The sequence below is a fragment of the Bradyrhizobium paxllaeri genome, assembly GCF_001693515.2.
In the GTDB taxonomy this organism is placed as follows: Bacteria; Pseudomonadota; Alphaproteobacteria; order Rhizobiales; family Xanthobacteraceae; genus Bradyrhizobium; species Bradyrhizobium paxllaeri.
On sequence record NZ_CP042968.1, the window covers coordinates 6887097 to 6903920 of the forward strand.

The window sequence follows — 16824 nt, forward strand, 5'->3', positions numbered from 1 at the left end:
AATTGTGGTTGCGGAGCAGCGTGGTCATATGCTCCGCAAAAACACAAACTCCGTATCGTCGTACGCGCGCCGCTCCAGCTCCTCGAATCCCTCAGGCGCAGCGAACGCCGTCGCCTTCGCCTCCTCCACCACCAACAGCGCCCCCGGCGTCAGCCAGCCGCCGTCGCGCAGCGAGGCCAGCGCCTTCTCCGCGAGACCCTTGCCGTAGGGCGGATCGAGGAACACCAGCGAGAACGGCTCGACCGGATGCGCAGGTCCCAGATTGGTGGCGTCGCGGCGATAGACTTTTGTCACGCCGCCAAGGCCGAGCGACTCGACATTGTTGCGCAACAGCGCGCGTGCCTCCGCGCCATTGTCGACGAACAGCGTGAAGCTGGCGCCACGCGACACCGCCTCGATGCCGAGCGCGCCGGTGCCGGCGAACAGGTCGAGCACGCGCGCGCCTTCGATCGGATCGTCATAGGCGTGGATCAGGATGTTGAACACGGACTCGCGCAAGCGATCCGCCGTTGGGCGAATCTCCCGCGAGGACGGCGAGGCCAGATTGCGGCCCTTCAGTCTTCCGCCGACGACGCGCATGAGCGAGCTACTCGTCCCGCGGCTTAAGATCGCGCTTGCCGTGATAGCCGCGCTTCGGGCGGCGCGGCGGGCCGTAGCCGTTGGCTTCGTCCTCGTTGCGCGCGCGGGCTTCCTCGCTGCCGGTGCGCTGCACCAGCACGCGGCGGCCCTTGCTGTCGGCGATCAGCGCGCTCTTGCCCGCCGGCTTGAACGGCTTCTTGCCGCGCGGCGCGTCGTCCTCGTCGTCGGATTTCTCGCCCGGCATCGGCCGGTTGAAATCGGCGCCCGCAAGCGCGGCGATCTTCTCGCCGAGCTGTTCGCGCAGCACCCGCGTCTTGACCTCTTCCACCTGCCCTTCCTCCAGTTCGCCGAGCTGGAATGGTCCGTAGGACACGCGGATCAGCCGGTTCACCTCGAGGCCGAGATGGGCCATGACATTGCGCACCTCGCGGTTCTTGCCCTCGCGGATCGCGAACACCAGCCAGACATTGGCGCCCTGGTCACGCTCCAGCGTCGCATCGATCGGCCCGTATTTAACGCCTTCGACCTCGACGCCTTTCTTCAGCTCATCGAGCTGCGCCTGCGTGACCTCGCCATGGGCGCGCACGCGATAGCGCCGTAGCCAGCCGGTATCGGGCAGCTCGAGCGCGCGCGCGAGCCCGCCGTCATTGGTCAGCAGCAGCAAGCCTTCGGTGTTGAAATCGAGCCGGCCGATCGAGATCAGCCGCGGTAATCCTTCCGGCAGGTTGTCGAACACGGTCGGCCGCCCCTCGGGGTCGGCATGCGTGGTCATCAGGCCGCGCGGCTTGTGATACATGAACAGCCGCGTGCGCTCGCGCGGCGGCAACACTTTCCCATCGAGCGCGATCACGTCATTGGCGGTGACGTCGAGCGCCGGCGAATTGATCACGCGGCCGTTGACGGTGACGCGGCCCTGCGTGACCATTTCCTCGGCATCGCGGCGCGAGGCCAGGCCGGCGCGCGCCAGCACCTTGGCGATGCGCTCGCCGGCCTTTTTCGGCTTCGGCTCCGCGCGCGGCGCGCGCTTGTCGAAATCGGTGGGGCGCTCGCGATAGGCGCCGCGGCCGCCGAAGGCCGGACGCTTTGCAAAGATCCTGCTGTCGTCTTCATTGTCGCGGCGCGGCCGGTCGCTGAAACGCCCCTCGCTGCGCGGGTGCTCCTGCCACTCGGTGCGGCCTGCGGGTCGCCCACGGTCACCATCCCGGTCGCGGCGCTCGCGGGGCCGGTCGAACTTCGGACGATCCTCGCGCGAGCGGGAAAAGCGTGGGCGCTCGTCGCCACCGCGATCGTCACGCGATCTATCGAAACGTGGTTTGTCAAAATTGCGCGCACCGTCGCGCGAGGAACGGGAATCGCGTCCGCCGCGGTCCTCCCGCTTCTGCCACGGCTTGTCCTCGCCCCGTTCAGGACGATCGCCAAAATCCTTGCGCGGGCCGCGCGAAAAACGCTTTTCGCCATCGCGCGACGGGCGGTCACCGAAGGAACGCTCTCCCCGCGGACGGTCACTGTCCTTTAGGAAACCTTCGCCGCGCGGCGCGTAAGGCCGCTTGTCGCCGAACTTCTTGTCCTGGAAGCGCCCGGCCGGACGCGCGTCGTCGCGGTTGCGGCGCGGCGGGCGATCGTCGCGATCAAAGTTTGCCCGCTCGCCGCGCGGCTTGAACGAACGCTTCTCGCCATCACGATCCTCGCGCGGGCGAAAATCCTTCCGCCCACCACGGTCTGAACGATCGCCGCGTGGCCGATCGTCCCGGTCAAATCGTGCCCGCGGCCGGTCGCCAAAATCCCGGCGCGGCGGACGGTCATCGTCGCGGCGGAACGAACCACCTTCCCGCTTGCCGGCGTAGGGCTTCTTGCCGAACGATTTTGCGCCGTCGGATTTCCCGGCATAGGGCCGCCGTTCACCGCCGCCGCGGTCATCGTCCCTGGCGCCAAAGCCGCGCTTGGCGAACTTCTTCTCAGGCCCCCTCGCCGCCCCCGAGCGGCCTTTGGCTCCGCCGGCACGGCCCCGGTCACCGCCAGCGCGGCCCTTGCCGTCGCCCGGCAGGTCACGCCGGCCGCGGGAATCGTTGTTTTTGTCGTTATCGCGGGGCATGAATGGTCTCTCGGATACGGATGAAATGGCTATCAGGCGGATGCGGATGGGCTGTCATAGCGGTAACGCGCGCGCGCTTCGTTCAAGGCGCATTCTCACGCAAAACCGGCATCCACGTTTGCTGAAGGCGCAGCTAGTAGCAGGTTTCTGCCGATGATACGAGGCATGACGGCCCCTTCTTTCATGGATTTGGCGCTGAAAACGGCCGAAAACGCCGGAAAAGCCGGCGAAGTTCCGATCGGCTGCGTCATCGTCCGGGATTACGAGGTGATCGCCACCGCCGGCAACCGGACCCTGACCGACCGCGATCCGACCGCGCATGCCGAGATTCTCGCGATCCGGCAGGCGGCCGAGGCCATCGGGACTGAGCGGCTGGTCGATTGCGACCTCTACGTCACGCTCGAGCCCTGCACCATGTGCGCCGGTGCGATCTCGTTCGCGCGAATCCGGCGGCTCTATTATGGCGCGGCGGACCCCAAGGGCGGCGCGGTGGATTCCGGGGTGCGGTTCTTTGCGCAACCGACCTGCCATCACGTGCCGGAGGTCTATTCGGCGGTCGGCGAGAATCGGGCCGCGACGCTGCTGCGGGAATTTTTCAGGGAGCGGCGGTGATGAGCTTGTAGCCCGGATGGAGCGAAGCGCAATCCGGGGCCGGTGCCCGCGGCACCCCGGATTTCGCTGCGCTCCATCCGGGCTACGAAATCACCCCGCCAAGAAAAACTCCCGCAACAACTTCGCCGTCGCTTCCGGATTCTCCTCCGTCAGAAAATGCCCGGAATCCACCGGCGCGCCCTCCACCTTCGTCGCCCACTTCTTCCATGTATCGAGCGGCGTCGTTGCAGCGCTCGCGACACCGGCATCGCCCCACAACGCCAACATCGGGACGGTGATCTTCTTGCCGGCATCGAAATCCGCCTTGTCGATTTCATAATCGGCATAGGCGCCGGCGCGGTAGTCTTCGCACATCGCATGCACGCGGGCGGGATCGCGGAACGGCGCGAGGTAATGTTCCAGCGCGCGCGGGTCGATGGCGTCGAGCGTCTTCGATTTGGTCTGGCTCGCCATCTTGTATTGGAGGAAAAACTCGCCGTTGCTTGAGACCAGTGTCTCCGGCAACGGATGGGGCTGCGCCAGAAACGCCCAATGATAAATCTTCAGCGCCGAGAGCCGGTTCATCCTCTCCCAGTAATCATAGGTCGGCGCGATATCGAGCACGGCGAGCTTCGACAGCCGGCCCGGATGATCGAGCGCCAGACGGTACGACACGCGCCCGCCGCGATCGTGCCCGGCAAGCGCGAAATGCACATGGCCGAGTTGCTCCATCGCCTCCACCATCGCCTTCGCCATCGCGCGCTTGGTGTACGGCGTATGGTTGTCGTCGCTGCGCGGCATGTCCGACCAGCCATAACCCGGCAGGTCGGCAATGATCAGCGTGAACTTGTCGGCTAGTTGCGGAGCAACCGGATGCCACATCACGTGTGTCGATGAGAATCCGTGCAGCAGCAACAGCGGCGGCCCCTTGCCGCCGACGCGGGCGAAGATGCGGCCCGACGAGGTGTTGATCCATTCGGACGCGTAGCCGGGAAACAGATCGGCAAGATCGGTCATGGGCGCTCCTTCCATGGGCTGCGGCGCTTGCTTCAAACTTTGTTTGTCGTTGCCGCGTTCAGACCGCAGGTTTATGCCATCCCTCACGTCCGACCAAGAGCAACAAGACGCGAGGAAACCAGCGATGTCGATCGATTTCGAAATTCCGGCCGAGGCCAAGGCGATCCGCGAAAAAGTCCGCAAATGGGTGCATGAGGAATGCATCCCCGCGGAGAAGGAATTGGATACCAAGCCGCTCGCCGAAGTGCTGGGACCGCTCCGCGCCAAGGCCCGCGCGCGCGGTCTGTGGTGCCCGTGGGTGCCCAAGGAATATGGCGGCATGGGCCTCGGTCCGCTGGCCAATGCGCTGGTGCAGATGGAGCTCGGCGAGAGCATGCTGGGCGCGCTGTCGATGAATACGCAGGGCCCCGACGACGCCTCGATGATGACGATCCTCGCCCACGGCACGGAATATCAGAAGGAGAAGTTCCTCAAGCCCCTGCTCAACGGCGACAAGCGCATCTGCTTCTCGATGACCGAGAAAGCCGCCGGCGCCGATGCCACCGGCATGCAGACCACGGCGGTGAAGGACGGCAACGAGAATTACATCCTGAACGGCGAGAAGTGGTTTTCCTCCTCCGCCAGCGTCGCCGACATGGCGCTCGTGATGGCCAAGACCGATCCGAACGCGCCTCGCCACAAGCAGTATTCGACCTTCCTCGTCGAGCTGCCGAACCCCGGCTACAAGATCAAGCGCAACGTCGCCAACATGGCGATCGAAGGGCCGCATGACGATGTCCTGCACGGCGGCCACTCCGAGATCGAGATCAAGGATCTGGTGGTGCCGGCGGACAATCTCGTCGGCGGCGAAGGCAACGGTTTTGCGATGGGCCAGCACCGCCTCGCCTATGGCCGCCTGCGCCATGGCATGCACAACGTCGCCAAGGCGCAGCGCGCGCTCGACATGGCGGTAGCCCATGTCACCAAGCGCTCGACGTTCGGCCAATTGCTGGCCGACCGGCAGGCGGTGCAGTTCATGCTCGCCGACTGCGCCAGCGAACTCTATATCGGCCGGCTGATGCTGCTGCACATCGCCTACAAGGCGGAAAAGGGCCTCGACATCCGGCAGGAAAACTCGATCGCCAAAATCTTCCATGCGCACATGGTGCACAAGGTGATCGACACTGCGATCCAGCTCCACGGCGCGCTCGGCTTCAGCCAGGATACACCGCTGGCGAAGTGGTACACGCAGGTGCGCTCGCAGCGGCTGGTCGACGGTCCCGACGAGGTGCACAAATGGAAGATCGGCAAGAACGTCATCAAGGCGTTCCGTGAGCACGGCACCACGGCGAGTGCGGCCGGCGGGGATTTGCTGTAGACCCACATCCGTCATTCCGGGGTGGCGCGAAGCGCCGAACCCGGAATCCCGAGATGAGGCCCACCAGTGCTCATCACATCTAGATTCCGGATCGACGCGCGATGCGCGTCGTCCGGAATGACGTGCTAGTTCCGCTCCACTTCCATCGCCTGCCAGGCAATGTCCCGGCGGCAGAAGCCGTCCGGCCATTGGATACGGTCGACAGCTTGATACGCGCGCTCTCTCGCTTCAGTAACGCTCTTCCCCATCGCGCACACGTTCAGCACGCGCCCGCCATTAGCAAGAATAGCGCCCTCCTTCGCCACCGTGCCGGCATGGAATATCTCGACGCCCTCGATCTTGCCGGCATCATCGAGCCCCTCGATCCGCGTGCCCTTCCTGTAGTCGCCGGGATAGCCCTTCGCCGCCATCACCACCGTCAGCGCCGGATCGGGAAACCAGCGCAGGTCAAAGTGCTTCAACTCCCCGTCGCAGGACGCCAGGAACGCCGGCACGATGTCGGACATCATCCGCAGCATCAGCACCTGGCATTCAGGGTCGCCGAACCGGACATTGTATTCGAACAGTTTTGGCCCCTGCTCCGTCAGCATCACGCCGGCGTAGAGCACGCCGCGAAACGGCGTGCCGCGCTTCTTCATGCCGGCCACCGTCGGCAGGATGATCCGCGCCATGATCTGGTCGTGAATTTCCGGCGTCACGAACGGCGTCGGCGAATAGGCCCCCATGCCGCCGGTGTTCGGGCCCTCGTCGTGATCGAACACGCGCTTGTGGTCCTGCGCCGTGGCGAGCGGGATCGCGGTCTCGCCATCGCACAGCGCGAAAAAGCTGATCTCCCGGCCGGCGAGGAATTCCTCGATGACGACTTCAGTACCGGCCGAACCAAACGCACCGTCGAACATCATGGCGATGGCGGCTTCCGCCTCATCAAGGGTTTTCGCGACGACGACACCCTTGCCGGCGGCCAGCCCGTCGGCCTTCACGACGATCGGCGCGCCCTGCTTGCGCACATAGGCCAGCGCGTCGTCAGCCCTGGTGAAGCGGCCATAGGCGCCGGTTGGAATGTTGAACTCGGTGCAGAGCGCCTTGGTGAACCCCTTGGAGCCCTCGAGTTGGGCGGCCTGCTTGCTCGGACCGAACGCCTTGATGCCGGCGGCGGCGAGATCGTCGACGATGCCGGCCGCCAGCGGCGTTTCCGGGCCGACCACGACAAGGTCGACCGCGTTGCGCTTGCAGAACTCGACCACGGCGGGGTGATTCGCAACGTCGAGCGCCACGCACTCGGCTTCCCGCGCGACGCCGGCATTGCCGGGCGCGCACCACAGCTTGGTGAGCAGCGGGGAAGCGGCAATCTTCCACGCCAATGCGTGTTCGCGGCCGCCGGAACCGAGCAGGAGAATGTTCATGAGGAGTGCAGCCAAATGGAGGGTTGCCGGCAATTGCGCGACGGTTTAGCACGACAGCGGCCGGCCGCAACAACGTGTCTATTCCTGTGTGGATATGTGCCGTGACGCTCCTGTGATGGCCTCCGTACCTTGCGGAAGCGCTAGAAAAGGCCGATTCTGGGCATATGCCTGCTGAGAACCTCATCAACGCGCCTGAATTCACCGTCTCGGAACTCTCCTCCGCCCTGAAGCGGACGGTGGAGGACCGGTTTGGCCATGTCCGCGTCCGCGGCGAAATCTCCGGCTTCCGCGGCCCGCACTCCTCGGGCCATTGCTATTTCGCGCTGAAGGACGAGAGTGCCAAGATCGAGGCGGTGATCTGGAAATTCGCTCACGCCCGGATGCGGTTCAAGCCGCAGGAGGGGCTCGAGGTCATCGCGACCGGCAAGCTCACGACCTATCCGAACTCCTCGAAATACCAGATCGTCATCGAGTCGCTCGAGCCCGCCGGCATCGGGGCGCTGATGGCGCTGATGGAGGAGCGCAAGCGGAAGCTCGCCGCCGAGGGCCTGTTCGACGAGGCGCGCAAGCAGTTGCTGCCCTGGCTGCCCGAGGTGATCGGCGTCGTCACCTCGCCGACCGGCGCCGTCATCCGCGACATCCTGCACCGATTGGAAGACCGCTTCCCCCGCCGCGTGCTGGTGTGGCCGGTCAAGGTGCAGGGCGAAGGCTCAGCTGAGCAGGTTGCCGCCGCCATCCGCGGCTTCAACGCGCTGCCGGAAGGCGGCAAAATCCCGCGCCCGGATCTGTTGATCGTCGCGCGCGGCGGCGGCTCGCTGGAGGATCTGTGGTCGTTCAACGAGGAGATCGTGGTTCGCGCCGCCGCCGACAGCATGATCCCGCTGATCTCCGCTGTCGGTCACGAGACCGATATCACGCTGATCGATTTCGCCGCCGACAAGCGCGCGCCGACGCCGACCGCGGCCGCCGAAATGGCCGTTCCTGTCCGCAGTGAATTGTTCGCCGAGGTCGAAAGCCTGGCACGCCGCACCATGGTGTGCTGGCAGCGCGGCCAGGAGAGCCGCCGCAATGAATTGCGCGCCGCCGCCCGCGCCCTGCCCAGCCTGAGCGAACTGCTCGCGATCCCCAGGCAGCGGCTGGACCATCTCGGCGCCGCCCTGCCCCGTGGGTTGAAGGCCAACACGCACGCCCATCACCGCCGCTTCTCGCAACTCAGCGCCGGCCTGACGCTGAAGGTTTTGCGTGGACAGGTCGCGCAGGCCAACCATCGCCTCACGGTATCGGGCGAACGCATCCGCTTGTCCGCCCGTGCGCTGCTGCGCAACCGGCGCGATCGCTTCGCGGGGCTGGAGGTCCGGCTGAAGGCCTCAAAGCTCTCCAACGCCCAGGCGCAGCGCAATACCATCGCGCGCGAGCGCGAACGCACCCACCGGTTGGCCGAGCGCGCCCGCCGCGCGCTCGAAACCGTCATGCAGCGTCTCGACGCACGCGTCGCCCATAGCGGGCAGTTGCTGTCGGCGCTGTCCTATCGCGGCGTGCTCGCCCGCGGCTTTGCCCTGGTGCGCGACGAACATGGCCACGCCGTCCATGCCGCCACCTCGGTCGGACCGAGCGCACGCCTCTCCATCGAGTTCGCCGACGGCCGCGTCGGCGCCACCGCGGATATGGACCGGCCCCAGGCGACACCTGCGCCCGCGAGCGAGCCGAAGGCCGCACCGCGCGAGGTGAAGCCGGCGGCGCCGAAGCGCGTGGTCAAGCCGGTCGATCAGGGAAGCCTGTTCTAGCGCGCCAGCCACTCCGTGACCTGCTGCTGCGAGTCCTTTCGCGCGTCGGCATCGGTGCCGATATGGCCTCGTTCGGGCAATGTGGCGTCGGACCCCGTGATCGCGCGCAGCGGAAGGTTGGCGCGGTCGAAGTCGTGAGCCGCCCCCGGATAGACCACGATCCGCGCCAGCGCGCTGCGGCCGCGGGCGCCCTCCACCACCTGGCGGCAGGCCGATGGCGAACTGACGTCGTCCTTGGCGCCGATCAACAACAGCGTCGGCACGCGCGTACTCCAGCCGAGGCCGGAGGAGATCCGGCAATCCGGATAGAATGCGATGGCCGAGCGGAAGTCCGGCTCGGCACTGCGCGACAATGATTGCGGGCGCACCGCCCACAGCACCGCGCTGGCGCCGTTCGCCCATCCCATCAGGCTGATGCGGTCACGCGCGGCCCAGGATTGCCGCAACAGCCATTGCCGCGTCGCATTGATATCGGCGACCCGCTCGCGGCGAGCCAGCACGCGGCGCTCCTTGACTTGGCACTGCGGGCCGAGTTCGCGCGAACCATAGCTGTCCGGCAGCAGCACCGCGTGGCCGGTCTTCAGCAACTGCTCTGCCCAGTCGCGGTAGCGCGGCTGCACCGGCTCCGATTGCCCGCCCAATCCGCCACAGCCGTGCAGCGCAATCACGGTGGGAAAGGGCCCTTCCCCGGCGGGCTTGTAGAGCTGTGCGTGCAGCGTCAGGCTGGCCGCCGCCGGGATATCGACCTGCTGCGGCGCCGGCAAGGGAGCGGCATTTGCCGTGCAGGCCGCAGCGAGGAGCGTCAGGAATAGCGTTGCTGACAACAGGCGCATCTGTCTCTGTCGTATCGGTATGACGCTGCGAGCACGGTAAAATTCACGCTATCATGCGCCCGGACACAAAATCATCACAAGTGGGTGGGTTTCGGGGGCGGACAGTACGACCTATCTATGATAGATCGAATTTTGGAAATTACACTTAAGGCCAGTCCTCCTCCCGGATCGGCCCATCGGAGAGTTTGACGGTGCTCAATAAATTCGGCCCCTCGGGTCATGGCGAAGCACAGGTGCAGTATCTCGATGGCGATTTCCGTGTCATCTCGCCCGGAACCTATGTGCGCTGCGCCATCACCGACGTGCGGATTCCGCTCGATGAATTGAAATACTGGAGCGTCGATCTGCAGGAGGCCTATTCGGTGCCGAGCGCGGTGCTGCAGCGGCATTTTCCCGGCGCGCTGAAGTCGCAGGGTTAGGATCGCCTGGTAGCCCGGATGGAGCGAAGCGCAATCCGGGATCAGTGCCGCGCGATCTCCCGGATTTCGCGTCGCTCCATCCGGGCTACGGTTCTTTCCTCTCCCGCGCCTTGAACAGCCGGTCGGCGACGAATTTCCGCAACAGCGCCGCGTCGTCGAATTCGAGCGTCACCGCGAACGGCACGATCTCTCTCGCCCAGTCCGGCAGAACTCCGCCGCGCCGCAGCCGCGCCAGATCCTTTTCCGTTGTCACCAGCGTTAGCCCATCGCGTTTGGCCTCGACGATCAGGCCTTCGATCTCGCCCTGCGAATACGGGTGATGATCGGCGAAGGCGCGCGACTGAACGACATCGACGCCGCTGGCGCGCAGCGTGTTGAAGAATCGCGCGGGATCGCCGATGCCGGCGAACGCCAGCACGCGCCGACCGCGAAGCTCGGCCACCACCGCTGCATCCGGCTTCAGATGCGCTGATAATACCGGTTTGCCCTGGGCTGCGATCGCGGCCGCCACCGAGGACGCGGCATTGCCGTCGCCGACGACAATGAGCGCGTCGGTGCGCGCCAGTTGCGGCCGCAGCGGCGCACGCAGGGGACCGGCGGGAAATACCTGACCATTGCCGATGCCGCGGCCGCTGTCGATCACGATCAGCGAAGCGTCCTTGACGACCGCCGGACTCTGGAAGCCGTCATCCATCAGGATCACGGTCGCGCCTTGCGACCGCGCCAATGGCACGCCTTCCGCGCGGTTGCGCGACACCACCACCGGCAGATGGCTTGCCAGCATCAAGGGTTCGTCGCCGACATCGGAAGCTGCATGCCTGGCGGGATCGACCCTGACCGGCCCGCGCAACTTGCCGCCATAGCCGCGGCTGAGCACGACCGGCGTTTCGCCGAGTTCACCCAGCAGTTTCGCCAGCGCCAGCACGGTCGGCGTCTTGCCGGCACCGCCGACGTGATAATTGCCGACGCAAAGCACCGGAATGCCGGCGTTCAATCCCTTGCGCTGCAGGCGCTGTGCGGCGATGGCGCCATAGAGCGCGCCGAGCGGTTTCAATAGATGCGAGTTGAGCGAAGCCGGGCCGTGCCAGAAGGCCGGCTCACGCATTGGCGGCTCCCATCTCGATCCGCAGTTGCAGGAGATACGGCTCGAGCGCGGAGAGCGTCCGCTCCAGCGCGCCGCCGAGCTGCCCGACCACGCGCTCGGACGCGGTGAGCACGGCTTCGCGTGCCTTGTGATCGGCCAGCATCTGTCCGAACTGCTTCACCAGCGCTTCCTGCGTATCGGCACGCCGCGCGCCGCCGGCGGAATCGAGAGCCTCATAGACGTCGGTGAAATTGAAGACGTGAGGACCGTGGACGACCGAAGCACCGAGCTTGATCGCCTCGATCGGATTCTGCCCGCCATGTTCGACCAGCGATCCGCCCATGAACACGATCGGCGCCAGCCGGTAGAACAACCCCAGTTCGCCCATGGTGTCGGCGACATAGATGTCGGTCGTGGCGGTCGGCAAATCCTCGTGCGAACGCAGGGTCGGATTGAGGCCTGAAGCTTCGATCATGCGCGCGATCGCCTCGCCGCGATCGGGATGGCGCGGCACGATCACGGTCAATAGCCCTGGAAAATATCCGGCCAGCGTCCGGTGGGTTTCGGTGAGGATCTCTTCTTCGCCGGGATGCGTGGAGGCCGCGACCACGACCGGCCGGCCGCGCGTCATCGACATCAGCATATCCAGCTTGTTGCCGTCGGCCGGCGGTGCGGGAACGTCGAGCTTGAGGTTTCCCGTGACGATGACGTTGTGGCTTCCGAGCGCGGTGAATCGATCCGCATCGGTCTTCGACTGCGCCAGGCAGATGTCGAATTTATCGAGCAGCGCCGAAATGGTGCCCTGGACCCGCTGCCAGCGCGGAAACGAGCGCTGCGACATTCGCCCATTGATCAGCACCATCGGCAGCCGCCGCGCGGCGCTCGACAGGATCAGGTTCGGCCACAGGTCGGACTCGACGAACAGCGCCAGCGAGGGCCGCCAGTGATCGAGAAACCGGGCGACGTAGCGCGGCGAATCGTAGGGAACATATTGATGAATGACGTCGGACGGGAACCGCTTGGCGACGATCGCAGCCGATGTCACCGTGCCCGAGGTCAGCAGGATGCGCAGGTTCAAGGCCCGCAGCCGCTCGATCAGCGCTGCCGCCGCCAGCACTTCGCCGACGCTGGCGCCATGAATCCACACCAGCGGCCCTGCCGGGCGAACATCGGCGCTCATGCCGCGGCGCTCGCCGACCCGCGCCGGGTCTTCCTTGCCAAGCCTCAACCGCCGGCTGACCAACGCAGGCGACAACGGCACCATGGCGGACGAAAGGCTCCGGTAGACGCGCAACGTCATCGGCAGCGAATTAGCCAAGAGAAGCCTCCGGACGCCCGACCGCCTTGTAAGCGCGACGAGTCGCTTCGTTCAGTAAAGCTTCTACCTGAAGGCGCAGCTTTTCCATAGTCTCGGCGTCGGCGTCCGGTGGCACGTATACATGTTCAATGCCTACCACCGCACCGCGCCCGAATGGCAAATTGATGGTGGTAGAGTCCCAGTTCTTCAACCGGATGAAGCGGCTCGTCACCATCGCAAAGGGCATGATCGGCCGGCCAGACTCGCGCGCCAGCATGATGATGCCGAGCCCGACCACCCGCGCGCGCTTCGGCACGTCGGCGGTGGTGGCGACGTTCCACTTGTCCTCCAGCGCCTGCACCATCTCCCTGAAAGCGCCGACGCCGCCCTTGCGGTGAAAGGCGCCGCCATGATCGCCGGAACCCCTGATAGTTCCGATGCCGAGCCGCTCGGCGGCGATGGCGTTGAATTCGCCGTCGCGGTGCCGCGAGATCAGGACCTTGGCGCGGTGGCTCTCCTTGGTCTTGATGAACGGCGTCATGAAATGTTGGCCGTGCCAGAACGCGAAGATCGCCGGCATCTCAGGCTCGACCCGCTCATAGATGTCGGCCGGCTCATAGCTGAAGCGATTGGTCAGCCAGACCAGCCGCAAATACTCGGCCGCAAGCACACCCAGCGCGCGCTGAACGAAGGTGCTGCGCAGCAAATCGCGAATGAGACGTTTCAACTGGATTACTTCGTGTCTTGACCTGGATCGAGCAGCCGGTGGAGGTGAACCACGAAATAGCGCATGTGGGCGTTGTCCACCGTCTGCTGCGCCTTCGCCTTCCAGGCCGCGAGAGCGGATGCATAATTGGGATACACGCCGACGATGTCGACCTGGTCGAGGTCCTTGAACGTGACGTGTTCGAGATCGGTCAACTCGCCGCCGATGACAAGATGCAGCAATTGCTGCGGGGCACTATCTGGCATGATGGACTTTCCTAACGAGGTGCCCGGCAAACAGGAGCGATACTCTGAATCGCGGCATGAATGGAATGATGTGTGACACGGATTTCGACCGATTCAGGGCAACCGATGATCCCGGAAATGCTCGACAATGCGCGCATGCCGATCGTTTCCCGCCGCCACCAGCACCCCGTGCACCACTTCCCGGCGATTATACTCAATCGCATCCCCCGAGAGCGCGGTCATTCTACCATTCGCTTCCTGCACGATCAAATTCGCCGCAGCAAGATCCCAGTCGCGGCTCTGACCGCCGGCAAAGGCGGCATCCAGATTGCCGTCCGCGACCCGGCACAGCCGCAGCGCCAGCGATCCGATTCGCGGATGCAGCGTGATCTCGTCCGGTGACGTGCTTAGCCGCTGCACCAGCGGCTTCGGGCCGGCCATGCGGGAAAAATCGAGCTCCGTTCCCGCGGTCGCACGCACCGGCCTGTCGTTACGGGTGGTGCCCTGGCCGCGGACCGCGAAAAAGAATTCGTCGCTGACGGGCGCGAACACCGCCGCGAGCACGGGTGCTGCTCCCGCCACCAGCGCCACGCTGACGCACCAGTCCTCGCGACCGGCGAGATAGGCGCGGGTGCCGTCGATCGGATCGACGATCCAGACCAGTTCCTTGCCGAGACGCTCGTCGTCATCGACGCTCTCTTCCGACAGCCAGCCATAATCCGGCGTCGCCGCGCGCAGCCGCCGCTCGACGAGGTCGTTGACGGCGATGTCGGCTTCGGAGACCGGGGACGAAGCGCCCTTGATCCAGTTCTTCAATTCGGTGCGGAACAGCGATAGCGCCAGCGCACCGGCTTCGCGCACGGTGTCCCGCAACAGCGCGGCATCGCGCGCCCAGATCCGGTCGGCGGTATCAGCGTCCGCCAAGCGTCAGGCCCTCGATGCGCAGCGTCGGCGCGTTGACGCCGTAGCGAAATTCCAGGTCATTGGCGGGAACCAGCGACTTGAACATCGCCAAGAGATGGCCCGCGATCGTCACCTCGCTGACGGGATAGGTGATCTCGCCATTCTCGATCCAGAATCCGGAGGCACCGCGGCTGTAATCGCCGGTCACGCCGTTGACGCCGGAGCCGATCAGGTCGGTGACGTAAAAGCCCTGTTTGATGTCGGAGATCAGTTCCTTCGGTGTCATCGTGCCGGCTTCGAGATGCAGATTGTACGACCCCGGCGACGGCGACGACGAGACACCGCGATGCGCATGCCCGGTCGTGACCAGCCCGAGTTCGCGCGCGGTGGCGCAGTCGAGCAGCCACGTCGTCAGCACGCCCTCGTCGATGAGCGCGTGCTTTTTCACTGCTACGCCCTCGGCGTCGAAGGTTTGCGAGCGCAGGCCGCGCACGCGCAAGGGATCATCGATGATGCGGATGTTGCCGGCGAACAGTTGCTCGCCCATCCGGTCTTTCAAAAAACTGGTCTTGCGCGCGATCGAGGCGCCGTTGATGGCGCCGACGAGATGGCCGACCAGCGATCCCGATACGCGCGGATCGTACACCACTGGCACCTTGCAGGTCTCGACCTTGCGCGGATTGGCGCGCGCGACGGTGCGCTCGCCTGCCCTGCGGCCGACGCTTTCGGGAGAATCGAGGTCGGAGGCGTGCGGCGCCGAGGTGAAATCGTAGTCGCGCTCCATGCCGGTGCCTTCGCCCGAGATCGCGGTCATCGAGATGCCGTGGCTCGAGCGCAAATATGAGCCGTGGAAGCCGGTCGAGGTCACCAGCACCATGCCGCCGATGCCGCTCGAGGCAGATGCGCCGCCCGACTTGGTCACGCCTGTGACTGCAAGGCCCGCGGCTTCCGCTTCGCAGGCGCGACGTTCCAGTTCGCTTGTCGTCGGAACCGTGCGGTCGAGCAGATCGAGATCGGCGAACTCGCGCGCCAGCAGCGACGGATCGGCAAGGCCGACATATTTGTCGTCAGGGGCGACGCGGGCCATCGCGACAGCCCGCTCGGCGAGCCTCGCGACGCCATCGCCGGAAACATCGTTGGTCGAGACCACGGCCTGACGCTGGCCGACCAGCACGCGCAGACCCACATCGTCACCCTCGGAACGCTCGGATTCCTCGACCCGGCCATCGCGCACTTCGACGCCTTGCGAAACGCCCCGCACCGCAACCGCGTCCGCGGCGTCCGCGCCGGCGCGCTTGGCGGCTTCGACCAGGCGCTGCGCCAGCGTCGAGAGCGCCGATTGATCGAACAGGTCGGTGGTTGCGGAGGCTTTGGAAAGCGGCGAAGTGCTGGATGGTGAAGAGTTCACAAACAAAATCCCTGACATGGAGGGGGCGTTGGGGCGCAAATCGCCAAGGCCTTCAGATGTGCCGGAATCACGGGCATTTCAAGCATTTTGCGCCGCCAATACCAAACATTTTCGGCATTGTCGCAAGGTCTCGTCAATCATGCGCGCCAAGGTCTTGTCAATCATGCGGGAAGATCCAGGGCAGGTGACATCTCCTTAACCAGGCTTTTTAAGGCGAAACGGAAATCCCTCGGCTAAGGTCTCGCGTATCGACCGGGAACATAATCCCGGCGGGGAGATGAGAGCCGTGAGGCGTCAAACAGCAACAAGCGGGATCAATCCCGCCGGGTCGAGCCGTGTCATGCGGCTCGACCCTCTTTCTCTGCCGCTGAGCTTCCAGGCGCACGACACCCGTGCGGACGGCGGCGTGCGGAGGGTAGAACTTCATCGCGAACGCGTCGTGCTGCACCGTGCCGTCAAGGGCATGCGGATGGCGATCAACGTCCGCGTCAGCGACTTTCTCGGCGTCGCATTGCGCGGCCTCGACGACGACGCGCAGGTGCTGGTGCTGGCGCATCGCGACCCCTCGCTGAACATTCCCTTGTGCGTGAGCTCCGATGCCGAGGAGATCGCCTCAGCCTGGCAGATGTGGAGCGACATCTTCGCGCTGCCGCTGCTCGCGGAAGACGACGATCGCGAACCGGCCGCACGCCGCCGCCGCCACAACGCGGTCCGCGCCCGCCGCCCGAAATTCCTGGTGCGCCGCCGGCTCGGCAATCTCGACAATACCGAGACCGTCCATCGCGACGAACGCGAGATCATCGCGCGGGATTAGCCGTCATTGCGAGCCAACACTCGACTGTCATCCCCGCGCATGCGGGGATCCAGTACGCCGCGGCTTATCGGTTCAATCATTGACGTCTCTGGATACTGGGTCGCCCGGTCAAGGCCGGGCGATGACAATTGAGTATGCGTTTGCGATCTCGCGACATGAGCTGTCCGAGCTTTGCATCTTCGTTCGCTCCTCTCCATTCAGAGGGCGCAAGGAAGACCGGGTGCTTGCCGCACCCGCGCATTGAAATTTCGCTTGGTGCACGGCAATCAGCTCGGATTCCGTCGTCTCGTAG

General features: G+C 65.3%; 16 protein-coding genes. 5 read left to right on the forward strand and 11 right to left on the reverse strand.

Annotated features, from left to right (window positions below; translation table 11 throughout):
* Positions 1-24: 24 nt before the first annotated feature.
* Both rsmD and LMTR21_RS32925 read right to left on the reverse strand, forming a co-directional pair.
* The gene (gene rsmD / locus LMTR21_RS32920; RefSeq protein WP_065753483.1) at positions 25-579 is read right to left on the reverse strand and encodes a 16S rRNA (guanine(966)-N(2))-methyltransferase RsmD; all 555 of its coding nucleotides are present in this window, start codon (positions 577-579) and stop codon (positions 25-27) included.
* A 7-nt stretch (positions 580-586) separates the two neighbouring features.
* Positions 587-2671, reverse strand: a complete 2085-nt coding sequence (locus LMTR21_RS32925; RefSeq protein ID WP_065753484.1) for a pseudouridine synthase — start codon at positions 2669-2671, stop codon at positions 587-589.
* 165 nt (positions 2672-2836) lie between these two features.
* On the opposite strand from LMTR21_RS32925, the gene LMTR21_RS32930 reads away from it, so the two are divergent.
* On the forward strand, positions 2837-3283 hold the full coding sequence (locus LMTR21_RS32930; protein ID WP_246174588.1) for a nucleoside deaminase: 447 nt from the start codon (positions 2837-2839) through the stop codon (positions 3281-3283).
* A gap of 90 nt (positions 3284-3373) precedes the next feature.
* Here LMTR21_RS32930 and LMTR21_RS32935 read toward each other — a convergent pair whose 3' ends face one another.
* Positions 3374-4279, reverse strand: coding sequence for an alpha/beta fold hydrolase (locus tag LMTR21_RS32935; protein WP_065753607.1), 906 nt, complete (start codon positions 4277-4279; stop codon positions 3374-3376).
* Between the two features lie 124 nt (positions 4280-4403).
* Here LMTR21_RS32935 and LMTR21_RS32940 point away from each other — a divergent pair, with 124 nt between their 5' ends.
* A complete protein-coding gene (locus LMTR21_RS32940) occupies positions 4404-5636 on the forward strand; it encodes an acyl-CoA dehydrogenase family protein (RefSeq protein ID WP_057835894.1) in 1233 nt (410 codons plus the stop codon).
* 125 nt (positions 5637-5761) lie between these two features.
* Here the strand turns inward: LMTR21_RS32940 and purD are convergent, their stop codons facing one another.
* Entirely contained in the window at positions 5762-7039 is a 1278-nt protein-coding gene (purD, locus tag LMTR21_RS32945) for a phosphoribosylamine--glycine ligase (RefSeq protein WP_065753486.1), read from the reverse strand.
* Positions 7040-7203: 164 nt separating this feature from the next.
* Between purD and xseA the strand changes: the two genes are divergently transcribed.
* Entirely contained in the window at positions 7204-8823 is a 1620-nt protein-coding gene (gene xseA, locus LMTR21_RS32950) for an exodeoxyribonuclease VII large subunit (RefSeq protein WP_065753487.1), read from the forward strand.
* Here xseA and LMTR21_RS32955 read toward each other — a convergent pair.
* Complete coding sequence (locus tag LMTR21_RS32955; protein ID WP_065753488.1) at positions 8820-9656, reverse strand: dienelactone hydrolase family protein; 837 nt, start codon at positions 9654-9656, stop codon at positions 8820-8822. The two genes, xseA and LMTR21_RS32955, sit on opposite strands and share 4 nt — an antisense overlap.
* Positions 9657-9847: 191 nt before the next feature.
* Here LMTR21_RS32955 and LMTR21_RS32960 point away from each other — a divergent pair, with 191 nt between their 5' ends.
* Complete coding sequence (locus LMTR21_RS32960) at positions 9848-10075, forward strand: DUF2093 domain-containing protein (protein WP_057861041.1); 228 nt, start codon at positions 9848-9850, stop codon at positions 10073-10075.
* Positions 10076-10160: 85 nt separating this feature from the next.
* On the opposite strand, the gene lpxK is transcribed toward LMTR21_RS32960, so the two are convergent.
* From lpxK to LMTR21_RS32990, 6 genes are all read right to left on the reverse strand, one after another.
* Positions 10161-11180 carry a tetraacyldisaccharide 4'-kinase gene (gene lpxK / locus LMTR21_RS32965; protein WP_065753489.1) on the reverse strand — a complete coding sequence of 340 codons (1020 nt, stop codon included), beginning with the start codon at positions 11178-11180 and terminating at the stop codon, positions 10161-10163.
* Positions 11173-12459 carry a 3-deoxy-D-manno-octulosonic acid transferase gene (locus tag LMTR21_RS32970; RefSeq protein WP_065753490.1) on the reverse strand — a complete coding sequence of 429 codons (1287 nt, stop codon included), beginning with the start codon at positions 12457-12459 and terminating at the stop codon, positions 11173-11175. The genes lpxK and LMTR21_RS32970 overlap by 8 nt, the downstream gene beginning before the upstream one ends.
* A gap of 10 nt (positions 12460-12469) precedes the next feature.
* Entirely contained in the window at positions 12470-13183 is a 714-nt protein-coding gene (locus LMTR21_RS32975) for a lysophospholipid acyltransferase family protein (RefSeq protein ID WP_065753491.1), read from the reverse strand.
* 5 nt (positions 13184-13188) lie between these two features.
* Positions 13189-13428 (reverse strand): DUF4170 domain-containing protein, encoded by a 240-nt coding sequence (locus tag LMTR21_RS32980; protein WP_057835606.1) that lies wholly within the window; start codon positions 13426-13428, stop codon positions 13189-13191.
* 93 nt (positions 13429-13521) lie between these two features.
* Positions 13522-14331 carry an inositol monophosphatase family protein gene (locus LMTR21_RS32985; RefSeq protein WP_065753492.1) on the reverse strand — a complete coding sequence of 270 codons (810 nt, stop codon included), beginning with the start codon at positions 14329-14331 and terminating at the stop codon, positions 13522-13524.
* On the reverse strand, positions 14318-15718 hold the full coding sequence (locus LMTR21_RS32990; RefSeq protein WP_065753608.1) for a TldD/PmbA family protein: 1401 nt from the start codon (positions 15716-15718) through the stop codon (positions 14318-14320). The genes LMTR21_RS32985 and LMTR21_RS32990 overlap by 14 nt, the downstream gene beginning before the upstream one ends.
* A 286-nt stretch (positions 15719-16004) precedes the next feature.
* On the opposite strand from LMTR21_RS32990, the gene LMTR21_RS32995 reads away from it, so the two are divergent.
* Entirely contained in the window at positions 16005-16532 is a 528-nt protein-coding gene (locus tag LMTR21_RS32995; RefSeq protein WP_065753609.1) for a DUF6101 family protein, read from the forward strand.
* Positions 16533-16824 lie beyond the last annotated feature (292 nt).